A 12919-nucleotide genomic window follows, 5' to 3' on the forward strand; every position below is an offset into this window, starting at 1 on the left:
GCTCCCTCCGTTTTGGGCGCGGCATCCCTGTCTCGTTTTGCGAATCAGAAGTGGGCACGCACGCGCAACCCGAGAACCACCATGTTTTCGGTCGTGGGGTCGTTCGCAGGGTTGGTAACAAGCTGCACACTTGGTGTGATCTGGAAGAAATCCGTCACGTCCCACCGGTAGAATGCCTCCATTGTGAACTGGTTTCGTGAGTTACCAGGTGCCCGTCCCCAGTTCACCCCGACTCCAGCAAGATCCTTGCCGTCGCGGGCGTCGTACCCGGTTCCAACGCTGATCGATCGGTCGAGAAGCGTTCCGCCATCTTTGGCATAGCCTGCACGGAAGAACGGCCTCCACGCGTCCTGGCGACCGCTCGCCAGAAAAGAAACGCCGTAACCGCCGGGCACACCAGCCTGCATTCTCTGATCAATCTGCCAGAAAGTCAGCTGAACTGACTGGTCGTATCGATTGTCCCAATCAGGCGCCCAACCTATGCCGAAGTGTTTGAAGGTCTCGCCGGTGTCGAAAAGAGTTCTGGCGCTACCGACCGGGTCTGCCGGGTCTGCGTTGGCATCTGCAAAGCCAGCGAGGATCGCCCAACTGTCGCTTAGTCTCCACTGCAGCGCGGCTCCCAATCCCTGAGAGGGCGCTGGAACAGTTGGTAGTTGCTCAAAGGCGAGGTTTGTGAAGGCAGTCCATGGGTTGGCGAGGTTGTTGACGTCAATGTAGTCGGTGACATCAACCTGACCGATGACGAAGCTGCCCCGACCATCGGCAAACACTTGACGCCAGTAGAGGTTGGTCAACAACCACCCCGCATCGCTAAAGGTCGACGAAAAAAGCCCCGCATATCCTAGGGATGGCCCGAGCGCCTGGGGCGAGAGATGGCTTCCGAAGGCGCTCCGATTCTCGATCTTGAAGACCAAAGCGCCAGCGTAGGGAGTGCCGCGTCCGGACGCTGTCCAAGTGCCGAATAACCGAAACACGTTGCTTGCCGCATCGGACGGCGTCAGGTCTGAGTCGGTACCGAGATACTGGGCCATCTCCTCGAGACCGAATGTCAGCCCCACGCGGTTCTCAAACCCATTTTTCCAGTCCCGGTACGCCTGCACCCCCCCCAGATCCTGCTGATCGGACGTGGCTGCCAGCGTTCCGAGAACGCTTTTTGGAGATGAAAACCCATCACGGCTTAGGCCTTCAGGTCGGACTTCCGCGGGAAATATGGTGGCGAGTAGCGCGCAGACGACCGTCAGGGTATATCGCAACCATCGGCACCAAACATAACGCCGCATCGCGACACAGACGCAATGAGGGTCAAATGCGCCTTGCATGCTCTGCTCATCAGGTGCCTGTGACATAGTTTATCAACTCCAATTGCAGGTAATTGAGGGGACAAACGCCTCGCAGGCCAACTATATGTTATGAGCTCGCTTAGCTCGTCCCGAGGACCGATGTTTGCTGCGGTCGATCCGCGCCTGGCGGCTGAGCCAAGGTCATGGCGAATAAGGTGCTCCCGATAGCTAGCACGCAGGCCGCGCCTGCGAGCCGTGAACGGGCTTCAAATCTCAGGCGTCTCTGGGGGGTGCTCCCGAGGCGCGCCTCGGCCCAGTTGCGACCCAGGATCGCCGCTATGCCGAGGGCCGACATGGCGAGCGCCATACCCGCCGAAATCGCGATCACCATCATGACCGCGGGAACCACAAGGTCGTTCGCGAGGCCAAACAGCATGACGATAAGCGCGCCGGTGCAAGGCACCACACCTACCGCGGCTGCAATCCAGCCGCCGCCTTGCGATTCGGTGTTTGCAGCGGAGCAGGCCGCACATCCGGCGTGGGCGTGGCCGCCGTGGTGATCGTCATGAGCTGCTCGTATGTTCGCGATGGCATGCCACAACATCACCGCACCTATTGCCATGATCAGCGCGTAGCTTCCGAGCCGGATCAACCTGTAATCCGAGGGCGCCGCTCCCGTCGCTTGTCGTACGGCGAAGTCGAGCAGGAAGACGACGACTACCGCCGACAGCACGTGCATAACGGCGATCCGGCCGCCCATGACGACGCCACGTCTGAGACTGCCACCGGTTCCGATGAAGTAGGAGACGACGACGGCCTTGCCGTGTCCCGGGCCAAGCGTGTGCAGCGTACCGTAGGCGAACGCGATCAACAGCGCGAGCCCGACTCCGCCGGCAGACCGGCCTTGCTCCATGTCCGACATCGCTGTGGTGAAGATATTGGTGATCTTGGCCTGCGCGCGCGCCAAATAAGAAAGGTCCCCGAACGCCGAGTCGGCTGCAACGATTTCCCCTGGCGTCCCGCCAACCACAACCTGCTCCATCGCGTACGACGTCGGAATGCTGCGCGAACCGTCTACAAGGAACAGAGTGTGACTTGCCGGCCGATGCGTCAGGCGCCCCGCAAGCCGTACCGGCGTGAACATACCAATGGAATCGACCCCCTCGGGATAATCGACATGAATGATCTGGTTCGGTGGAGGCGCAGGGGCGTGTATGCATGCTCCTATCCACGGCACCAGAAGAAACTCAACGACGCGCCCTTTTTCCCGGCGCAGCGGCAAGACATACCCGTCAATGGATACCTGAGATTCCAGCAAGCCCGATGCGACCTCAAACGCCGTTTCGTCCCAGTCTTGGACCGCGATGCCGTCAGACGAAAGCGGATCGAAGAGGTCGTCCGGCGGCAGAACCGTTTGCGGGCCGCTCAAGGATGACTGACCCGCATACGTTCCATCATCCGCTTTATCGTCTTTCTGGGCCTCGAGGCTCATACCCAGGTCGTTCCATGTGATGACTGTGGTCGGTCGATCTTTCGCATGGGTCGAACCAGCAGCAGCCAGGAGGAAAATTGACACCACGAAACAAATGCTAAGTACAAACCGATGTGGCGTGCGCTCGTCTGTTTCTTTGAGGCTATGTGACGCGTCCTGCGCGCACTTGTAATGACCAAGCATCCTGATTGGGGTTGAGAGCCAAATCATCAATTCGAAGCCTCAATTATTGCCGGTTTGTTGATCTTCCCCGGTGGGCGTGGAGTGGGAGACGTTCCTGATCTGCGACGCGGTGCGCAAAGGGGTTCGAGGCGTATTCACCGCCAGCGTGACTTGGGTTGCTTCGAGGTTCCACATACTCGCCATCCGCGCTTCGCCGTCGAGGACGAAGATGGTTTCGTTGCTCTCCTGAGGCGCAAGCAGCCCCGTCACTGTCACCGGGGTGTAGAGCGACCTAGCGGGAGAGCCTGCGTCGAACGTCACCCGGATCAGCTGATTTGGAGGTGGCGGAGGAATGTGGCTACACATGCCCACCTCCGGAACAAGATAGCCGACGGTGAAACCGTCCTCGTTTGTGCCAGCTGGAATGAGAAATCCGGTGATGGTTACCGTCGCCTGGTGGAGGTTTGGATTGGTTGAAAAGAACGCACGCTTGCGGGCCTTGGCTACAACCCATCGCTGTGCCAAAAGTCCCTCAATGTCATGGCCGGCAAGCCTTAGCGCGCCGCGTGCCGTCTCAAGCCGCGCCTCGAGCCGCGGTCGCGCCTCCTCCGGAACCTCCCCGTTCGCAAGCCGCTGCTCAAGACGGACAAAAGTTCGAAGTTCCCCCATCATCTCGAACCCCATGTCGCGAAAAGGGTCGTCGAACTGCAGCGCAACCGGGTCCGGCAAGTCGCGAAACGAGATTGCGACCTGCTCGGCGAACGCGCCTGTGGCTGTCAGAAAGACGGCGATGAGGCTCCGCAGCAGTCGCGTGCGCAGCTTGGCTGCCAATGTCTGCATCGCTCAATTCCCTCCCTGCGGAGGAACGCCCGGCGCCACATCCGGCATGCCGGTGGAAAACTCCCGGTTCCAAGCGTCTTCCGACACCGACTCGAACCGCGGTTTGTCTTCCGGCTCGAAGCGGATCGGCTGGCCGGCAAAGACCTCCAGCAGTTCGTCGTCACGCACGGTCACCTCGCCATGCACAATAACCGCCTTGAACCCGGTCGAGGGGATTGATCCCTGATCATAGGTCGCATTGTCGGCAACGGTTTCGGGGTCGAACACCACGATATCGGCGATCATGCCCTCCTGAACCCGGCCCCGCTCCTGCATGGCCTTCAGCCCCGTACGGCCCAGATGGTGCGCCGCGTTGTAGCTGAGGATCGACAAAAGCTGCATCATCGGGATGTCGTTTTCGCGCCCAAGGCGCAGTGTTGCAGCGCGCGCCCCGGCGCCGCGCGGATGCATGTTTCCCAACTTCTCAAATGGAGTATTCCAAGGCGCCATAAGAGGCTCCGCGAACATCGCATCGCTGGCCATTGTTGTCCCCCTGAGAGTCAACCATTTGACTGAGTCCTCTGGCGGAGTCTTGAACAACAGAATTTCTTGGGTCGGATTATCCTTCAGGACCTGATCGTATTTTTCCTGCGTATAGAAATCACCTGTAATCGGATCCTGCATCGTGTCTTCGTAGCGATGCCCCTGTCTTTCAACCCAGTTTTCGGGTTTGAGGAAGACTGCGTTCACCGTGGTCGATCCGGCGGAATAGGGGTAGATCTCTCCCCAGATATTATGTCCGTTCTCCTGAAGCCGGGCGATGAGTTCATGCGTGAGTCGCCAGCCGGGATTGTTGAAGTGCTGCAGTATTGCGGGCGCGTTCAGAGCCAATGCATTGGCAATGACTTCTTGCGCACCGACGTTTTCCAACACGTCGCCATCGGGTGTGAAACGCGTATGAACGGCAGTCTGGCGACCATATCGCGCGCCAATCTTCTGCACCTCGAACAACTCACGCGTGGTGACACCATCGCGCATGTATCCCAATGTCGATCCGATACCGAGCGCGCCAGCCTGAAGGCCTTCGTCGATGATCTGCAGAATCTTGTTACCAGTGTCGTAATCCGCCTTGTCCAAACTCCAACCCGATCCCTTGCGGGAGGTAAGCGCCGCCGCCGGCCCCAGCAGAAGGGTTTCCTCGTCGTCGAAACCGTCGAGCACGATGGCGCGGGCTTGTTCGTGGCTGGAGGCGCACCCGAAATTCGCCTGGTTCTTGCCTTCGCGTTCCTCATACCACCGCGCGATGAATGTTCCTGCGCAGCCCTCCTCGAGGTCCATGCTCGAAGTCAGTCCGTCACGCAGGCCAAGCGCATAGCCCATCGGTTGTTGCCAGTGGAAATGGGTGTCAATGAATCCAGGCGCCACGATGTGACCTGTTGCATCGATTTCCTCGGCACCGCTCAGCGCCTCCTTGGAGATCGCCACGATACGGCCGTCCGAAATGCCGACATTTGCGATGCTGTCGTATAGCGTCTCCGGATCCATGACCCGGCCGTTCGAGATGACGAGATCGTAATCCTGCGCCTGAGCGATGCCGACACAGAAGAACGCAGATGCGAGCGTGGTTATCGCGAGGGTCGAGAGCGGCTTCATGAGCAAGGTGCTCCTTTCAAATTTTGTTGGAGGCCCGGTGTTTACTGCGTCTGCGTCCTGCGGATCGGCTGGCCATGCGGCGCGTCGAGGACAAGCGCGCCATCCTGGACAACGAATCCGCCGTTTACCAGCACGGTCTGCACGCCCACGGCAGGCTGGTTCGCGTTCTCGTAGTTGGCTCTGTCAGAGACCGTCTCAGGGTCGAACACCACGATGTCGGCATCCATGCCCACCTGCAGACGTCCCTTGCGGCGCATCTGCGGCACGAAGTCTTCCAGCGTCTGCGCTGGCATCAGCGACATCTTGCGGATCGCCTCGCTCATCGAAAGCACACCACGCTCGCGTACATAGCTGCGCAGGACCTTCGAAAAGGTTCCGGCAGATCGCGGATGGGCGAACACGTTGTCAGGAAGTGGCCATTCATCGCCGGTGTAAGTCTGAATGTTCCCCTTGTCGTCGAAGTACGACCAGAAAGTTGCGTCCGAGGCGATCAGCGTCGCAGGATGAGTCACCGACAGGTCGAGCTTAGCCAAATCTTCTGCCTTGCTCTCATCGAGGAAGTGCCAGGTGATGAAAGTGCCCGGCTTGTTCTCCTGATAGTCGTCGAGTTGGTCTTCGGTCATGCGATCCTGGCCGAGCTGAAAATTCTCGGCTGTCGATTGCATCCGGTCCCGCCAGTCGGGCCCAGTAAACATGGCCGCGCCGACGACGGTGCTCGCCGCGCCGTAGGGATAGGCTTCCACGGTGATGTTGATACCCTTGTCCATCGCCTCTTCGACAAGGGCGAGTGTGGCCTCGATATCAGCCATCGACGTGCTGTTGATATGGCAGATGTGCATGTGCGCGCCGGTGATGGCGGCGTTCGAGATCAATTCCTTGAGCGCCTCGAATGAACTCTGCGGCTCGATGTTGCTGGCGTAACGAACATGGGTGAAGGTCGCCACGCCGTATTCGTTGGCCAGTTCGGCCAGCGCAAAATACTCCTTTTGCCCGTATCCCGGCGCGTAGCCCGCGTTTACCCCAATACCAAGGCCCCCCTCCTTGAGTCCCTGTTCGACCAGCGACAGAATCCGCTCGGACTGATCTTGGTCGGCGATGTCCATCTTCCAGTCGTTTTCGGCCTGGGCCGCTTGGAAGAACTCAACGGTTGCCAGCGGGTCGGTGTTGTCGAAGGTGGCGATCCGGCCATAGGTCCAGCCCGCCGCCGCACCGTAATTGATTGGCAGGTTTTTGGCAGCCTGACTGTCATACCAGTCGGCGATGGGCAAAACGCCAGATTCTAGCTCTAGCGCCGTTGTCACCCCCTGCATCGCCTGCATCCGATAGTCACCAATACTCTGCCCGTGAGCGTGCAGGTCGATGAACCCCGGCGAGACGACGTGCCCCTTAGCATCGATCACCGTGTCACCTTCAAGCGAGAACTCGCTGATCGCCGAGATACGGCCGTCCTCCACGCCAACGTTGCGGATCGCATCGAGGCCCGTCTCCGGGTCGATCACGCGCCCATTTAAGATCACGATATCGTTGGCAAACGCTGTCGTTGCGGTCGCGACCAAAACCGCCAAGGTGCCGATTGCGGACAAAGTTCTTTCTGGTTTCATAGGCGATGTACCTTTACCTTCGACCACCTTCTGGAAACGTGGTCTTTCGCAAAAAGGATACTAAACGCTAATCAAAACAAAACTGTATGCCCTCACGCGACAGGTAGTGTAGAAACTTGTCCTTGAAAGTGCGTTCTGGGAGTATTCGTAGTGAACGGCATGTACATCGTCGTGTAGAACTAACAACGGACGACAGACAAATGGTCTCTGAGCGAATCGCGTTCAACCGCGCTCTGCAGCTTCGCCCCTTCCTTGATCTGTTCGAGAAGCGCGGCGGCAAGGCTGGCCCTGTTCTCAAGGCGGCTGGGCTTGACCAGGTCGATCTCACCGACCCGGCTGCGATGATCACCGGCAATGCACTCTACAAGGCCGTCGAGAAAATGGCCGATGTGCTCAACGACCCGTATTTCTCGGCGCGCGCAGCTGAGACATTCGTCGAGGCGGGCCCCGTCTTTGTCCGGGAGAGCTATGCGATATCCCACACCCTCGCAGAGTTCCTACCGCTGGCTATTCTCGAACTCGACCGGCAGATCAACAACGTTCGATACTCCCTCCAAATCAATGCAAATGTCACCGTGATCCGAGCTGAGAGGACTTTCTTACCGGCAGCACCCGTCGTTCAGGCAGATGCCGCCACTGCGAGCCTGTGGTTGACCCTCCTGCGGTTAGTGACCGAAGACGATTTCAATCCGTCTCGCATAACAGTTACGGCGCAGGAAAACGCAGGTATTCCGCTGGATCTGCTTCCGAAGTCTTCTTTCTTGAAACGAAAGTGCAACAGTGTTCAGATCGGGTTTCCCTCTGAGTGGCTGCAACGGCCACTAGCCCTGAACTGGAAAATCCCGCCCACCTCGCGTGGAGAGTTCCGCGATACTTCCCCGCGCGATGCGATCCTGAAATGGGTCGAAAAGGTCTGCTTCCAAAAGATTGGTGAGCGAACCTTCGGCCTCGAGGAACTCGCGCGTAACCTCGGCGTCCATCCAAAGAGCCTACAGCGCACGATGTCTGAATTGGGCACCTCGTTCCAAGAGATCCGCGACAAGGGGCGTAGAGAGAGGGCCCTAGAAATCATTGACAGCGATAGATCCGCACCGAACGAGGAGATCGCCGAGTTGCTTGGTTTCTCCGGTGCAACAAGTTTTTCCAGAGCGTTCAAAAGGTGGACTGGTGTCACACCGAACGAATATCGGCGAAATCAGTGACTCGTTCCCTGCTCCCTTGAGCCAAAAGAAAACTTGGAAGATGAGGTCCTCGTTGGATCAGTTTGGAGAAGTTGTAGTGCGACGTTAATAAATTAGCCGACGGCATTAATTGGTGGGTTGCCAAAATCGATGCAATCTCTGCAACTGGCAGTTTTGTTGTATATTTCGGAGTTAGCAATGCATGGTCGTGAATGTCCGGTTTGCGCTGCCGGTTCAACCGATGGCCGCAACACGCTCCTCGAACTTCTCCGCGAGTGAGAAGTAATTCAAGGTTATTCTCGGCCGCTCGTTGAGCTCCCGGGCGACGGCGTCGAGGTGTTCTCCGCGACGGGATGCGAGTTCGATCGCGAAGTTCGCCGCATCTGCATCAGGCTGCTAAGTCCTGTGTGGATGGCGTCTGCTTTGCAAGGACAAAATGCTCTGATTGCGCGGCTGGTCAGTACAGTCCTGTGTCCGGCCTTTGATTGCGGCATTTGCTTGAGCCGCTGGCCTTGATGGGTTCCGTGAACCTGGTCCCAATCGGCAAAGCGAACCTGAGAGTTCAGGACGAAGCTCGGGTTTTCCGGGTTCTCGGATGACCGCACGTGCTATCATGGCATTCGTCTTGCAATTCTTTTTTGTTCAGTGCCTCCGGTTATGCCGCTGATTGCCGGTAGTATGTTTCTTTGGTGAGGATCGCCCAGATGATCCGTGCGGCTTTGTTTGCCATCGCGATCGTGGCAAGTCGGACGGGTTTGCGCTCGAGGAGTTGCATGATCCAAGGATGCACGCGTTCTGGATAGCCGCGGGCGCGCTGTACTTGTGAGGTCATACCGATCACCAGAAGCCTTCTTATGTAACGGTCACCCTTCTTGCTAATCCGGCCGAGGCGTTCCTTGCCACCACTCGATCTGTTCAATGGGGTGAGACCAAGCCAAGCAGCAAACTCGCGCCCGTTCTTGAACTGTTTGCCGTCGCCGATGGTGGCGACGATGGCAGAGGCGGTGATTGGACCAACACTAGGGACGGTTCTGATCCGCTTGGCCCGTTCATCGATCCGCGAATGATACTCGATCAGTTTGTCGTAGAACACCACGCGCTCGTCGAGTGCAACAACCTGCTCGCAGAGGGTTTTGAGCATGCTCTTCGCAACGTCTGGCATGTCCGGGCAATCGTTGGTTTTGAACCCTTTGACGAAGCGCATCGCCGCCACCGGCCCGTTCCCGATCACATGACCAAACTCTCGAAGAAGACCCCGGATCACGTTCAGCATCTGGGTTTTCTGGCGCACGACAAGCTGGCGCACGCGATGCATTGTAAGAAGGGCTTGTTGTTCCTTCGATTTCACAGCGACGAACCGCATGGTCGGTCGCGTGACGGCCTCGCAGATTGCCTCGGCATCAACCGCATCCGTCTTTCCACGCTTCACGTAGGGCTTTACGTAAGTCGCCGGCATGAGGCGCACGTCATGGCCGATTTCAGTCAGCTCACGCGCCCAGTGATGTGCCGACCCACACGCCTCAATTCCGACGAGGCAGCTCGGCAGGGTCTCAAAGAACTTCAGCAATTGTCTGCGGCGGATCGAACGATTGAAGACAACCGTACCGTCATCAGCGATCCCGTGGACCTGAAAGACGTCTTTACCGAGATCCAATCCTATTGTCGTGACTTCCATGGTGGGGCTCCTTTCCTTGCAGAAGATGTCTTCTGCAGTTTGCCGCAAAGCGCGACGGTTGGCTGCAGACGCCATCCACCCCATCCGCATATGAGACGCTCGAAATCGACGCGGAGAAGGTCCGGTTTGGATTTCGGCCATTTTGACTATTTTGAACGGCCGCTTTCCGGAAATCGCGCTGTGGTGCGGCGATCAGCTACGAAATTCGGCCGTCGCGCGGAGGCCGATTTTGCCGCATCTGCGACCGGCGGAAATGTCCGCTCACCTACCATTTGCCGCCTAGTTCTAAACGTCCGGAATGTGCGGTAGGCTACGTGCCGCACATGCGAAAGACCAAAGCTCGGTCGACGGCAGCTGTGGGCTCTGACCGCCATTCGGTGCGAACCGCAGAGAATGGCGGCGGCGAGCCCAGAGTGCAAATTGCTGCGGTCGGCCCAAATACGTGCGAAGCGTGCGTCGCTGCCGTTGGTCCTACAATGGACGGCCCATTCCGGACGTTGACCGCCACTCGAAGTGCCGCAACGCAGAGTTCTTCACAATCATATTTGATCCTATTGCATGTTCTTTCTGCTCACTCAGACGCGACGGGCTGTTAACGGACCATGGACGCATCTCTTTTTCGTTGTGCGTCTCGGACCAGCGCCGCAAGCCGATAGAAGCCGTGTGCCATTTTTGTGTAGGGCGTCAGCAGGAAGAAGGTCAGGACCGATCCGAGGTGGATGGCCAGCAGTGCGGGCATCAGAGGTGTTGAACCGAGGGCGTAAAGAACCGGCCCGCTGAGCCCCACAAACCCGAGCAACAGGATGAAGCCGATATCCCCGCCCCAGGCCGACGGATCGCCGAGGTCTCGGTCTGACTTTAGCTTGAGCAGCGCCATCGCACCGCACCCCACCGTCAGCAGAAGCCCCCCGGAAATCCCGAACAGTTTCGGCAACGACCAGAACCCGTAAGGCGCGTACATTCCGAAGACATAGTGCATGATCGTCGCCACCGAGGTCGACGCAAAGCACAGCAGAAAACCATACATAACAGCGTGGTGGATGTGACGTCGGCCCTGACTGAACCGGTCTTCGTCCTCGAAGTTACAACCCTCGCCATGGCCTGCGGCCAGATCCTGCATCTTGCCCGCGCGTTTGAGCGCAACCGTCAGATCAGACATCTGGATCGGTTTGCCACCAACCTCTGCCCAATAGCGCCTCAGGCTGAAGGCGATACTGAACAGAGGAAGCAGGAATGCAGGCGCAAAGATCGCGACCATCGCGTTGTGGGACAGGACGGCATAAAACCCTTCGCCTCCACTGGAACCGATGGCGCGGGTCGCCCAGAACAACAGGGCAAATCCGACCACCAACGCCAGGGCGATGGCTCCGCCATGGGTGTGGAACCGGCGTGCCAGCGGCTGCGGCCAGGCGAAGCTTTCCCAACTGTCGCGCCGCACTTCAGCCAGCGCCTTGGGCAGGTTCAGGTCAAACGCGTGCGGGGCGGTGTACTGACAGGCGTAGTAACAGCCCCGGCAGTTGTGGCACAGGTTGGCCAATTGCGTGATGTCCCCATCCGAGAACGCGCGCGCTGCGTGCAGCGACGGGAAGACCGAGCAATAACCCTCGCAATAGCGGCAGGCGTTGCAGATCTCGGCCTGGCGGCGGGCTTCCTGAATAAGATCAGTTTGCATAAGCGGCGGCCTCTCGTCCTGCGATGCGTCCAAAGACAGTTCCGATGGTCATGCCAAAGCCCGCCAGATAGCCTTGCCCAAGGATGGACCCGGCCATCGTTTCCCCGGCCGCCCAAAGGTTTTTGATCTTGCCGCTTGGGGTCGAGCACCGGGCTGTCTCGTCAACCTTCAACCCAAGATAGGTAAAGGTCACGCCGGTCCGCATCGAGTAGCCGTAAAACGGCGGTTCGGTAATTGGGCGCGCCCAGTTGGTCTTGGGCGGGATCAGGCCCGAGGTCGCCACCCCGTCCAGTTCGGTCGGATGAAACCCGCTGGTGTCACCGCAGGCGGCGTTGAATGCGCTGACGGTTGCTTTCAGTTTCTCCGCGGGCAGGTCCATCATCCCGGCCAATTCGTCCAACGTGTCCGCCTTTAGCGGAGGGAACACGGACGGCATGAACAGGTTCAGCGATTTGGCGTCGATGATGGCATATCCCACCTGATCCGGCTGCGCCGCCACCAAACGGCCCCAGATCGCGTAGCGTTTGGGCCAGACGTCTTCGCCCTCGTCATAGAACCGCTCGGCATGTTTGTTCACGACGATGGAAAACGGAACGCAGTCCAGACGGGTGACGATGCCGCCGTCGAATTTCGGCGCGCGCCCGTCGATGGCAACGGCGTGGCATTGGGTCGGGTCGCCAACGCTTTCTACTCCTTGGTCCAGCAGATCAGACAGGACAACGCCTCGGTTGTAAGGCGTTCCCCGGATCAGGAAGTTCTTGGCAGGTTCACCCCAGGCTCGGGTGAGCCAATCCGTGTCGGCCTGAAAGCCGCCGGAGGCAACGATGACCGCCTTGGGCGCGATGCGATGAGACTGGCCTTCATAGCTATAGTCGACCCACTCGATCCGATCACCATTCAGTTCCAAATGCGTGACGGCGGCTTCGTACAGCACATCTACACCCAAACCTGCCGCCGTGCGGTAATAGGCATTCACCAGAGATTTGCCGCCCCCCATGAAAAACGCATTGGTCTGTGCCAATGACAATGTGCCGGAAAGCGACGGCTGAAACCGGACCCCGTGTTCTTGCATCCAGGGAAGGCATTCTTCCGACGTGCGGATCGCCAACCGGGCAAGATGTTCATCGGTTTTTCCACCGGTGACTTTCAGCAGATCCGAGAGGTATTCGTCTTCGCTATACGCCTCGACGAGCGGACCCAACGGGCCCGAATGCATGCAGCGAAAATTGCGCGTATGGCGTGAGTTTCCGCCGCGATAAGGTTTTGGCGCCGTTTCAAGGATCAGAACACGGGCGCCTGCCTCGGCTGCAGTCATCGCAGCGCAGAGAGCCGCATTGCCGCCACCGATCACAGCGATATCGTAAGCTTCCTTTGGGGTGGCCAT

The 12919-nt window shown here is 58.6% G+C and carries 9 protein-coding genes; 1 reads left to right on the forward strand and 8 read right to left on the reverse strand.

Annotated elements, in window-relative coordinates; translation table 11 throughout:
* Window positions 1-44 precede the first annotated feature (44 nt).
* The 5 genes from ACR0BK_RS13115 to ACR0BK_RS13135 form a co-directional block, all read right to left on the reverse strand.
* Window positions 45-1346 carry a carbohydrate porin gene (locus ACR0BK_RS13115; protein WP_480554968.1) on the reverse strand — a complete coding sequence of 434 codons (1302 nt, stop codon included), beginning with the start codon at window positions 1344-1346 and terminating at the stop codon, window positions 45-47.
* A 73-nt stretch (window positions 1347-1419) separates the two neighbouring features.
* On the reverse strand, window positions 1420-2955 hold the full coding sequence (locus tag ACR0BK_RS13120; protein WP_480554970.1) for a HoxN/HupN/NixA family nickel/cobalt transporter: 1536 nt from the start codon (window positions 2953-2955) through the stop codon (window positions 1420-1422).
* A 39-nt stretch (window positions 2956-2994) separates the two neighbouring features.
* Window positions 2995-3774, reverse strand: coding sequence for a DUF3299 domain-containing protein (locus tag ACR0BK_RS13125; protein ID WP_480554972.1), 780 nt, complete (start codon window positions 3772-3774; stop codon window positions 2995-2997).
* A 3-nt stretch (window positions 3775-3777) separates the two neighbouring features.
* Window positions 3778-5406, reverse strand: coding sequence for an amidohydrolase family protein (locus ACR0BK_RS13130; RefSeq protein WP_209599453.1), 1629 nt, complete (start codon window positions 5404-5406; stop codon window positions 3778-3780).
* 41 nt (window positions 5407-5447) lie between these two features.
* Complete coding sequence (locus ACR0BK_RS13135; RefSeq protein ID WP_224891407.1) at window positions 5448-7007, reverse strand: amidohydrolase family protein; 1560 nt, start codon at window positions 7005-7007, stop codon at window positions 5448-5450.
* A 200-nt stretch (window positions 7008-7207) separates the two neighbouring features.
* On the opposite strand from ACR0BK_RS13135, the gene ACR0BK_RS13140 reads away from it, so the two are divergent.
* Complete coding sequence (locus tag ACR0BK_RS13140; RefSeq protein WP_209599455.1) at window positions 7208-8209, forward strand: AraC family transcriptional regulator; 1002 nt, start codon at window positions 7208-7210, stop codon at window positions 8207-8209.
* A 634-nt stretch (window positions 8210-8843) separates the two neighbouring features.
* On the opposite strand, the gene ACR0BK_RS13145 is transcribed toward ACR0BK_RS13140, so the two are convergent.
* From ACR0BK_RS13145 to tcuA, 3 genes are all read right to left on the reverse strand, one after another.
* Complete coding sequence (locus ACR0BK_RS13145; RefSeq protein ID WP_480554973.1) at window positions 8844-9863, reverse strand: IS110 family RNA-guided transposase; 1020 nt, start codon at window positions 9861-9863, stop codon at window positions 8844-8846.
* A gap of 592 nt (window positions 9864-10455) precedes the next feature.
* Window positions 10456-11535: a tricarballylate utilization 4Fe-4S protein TcuB gene (gene tcuB, locus ACR0BK_RS13150; protein WP_480554975.1), complete on the reverse strand. Its 1080-nt coding sequence runs from the start codon at window positions 11533-11535 to the stop codon at window positions 10456-10458.
* Entirely contained in the window at window positions 11525-12919 is a 1395-nt protein-coding gene (gene tcuA / locus ACR0BK_RS13155) for an FAD-dependent tricarballylate dehydrogenase TcuA (protein ID WP_480554977.1), read from the reverse strand. The genes tcuB and tcuA overlap by 11 nt, the downstream gene beginning before the upstream one ends.

The sequence above is a fragment of the Ruegeria sp. AF1 genome (assembly GCF_056542125.1).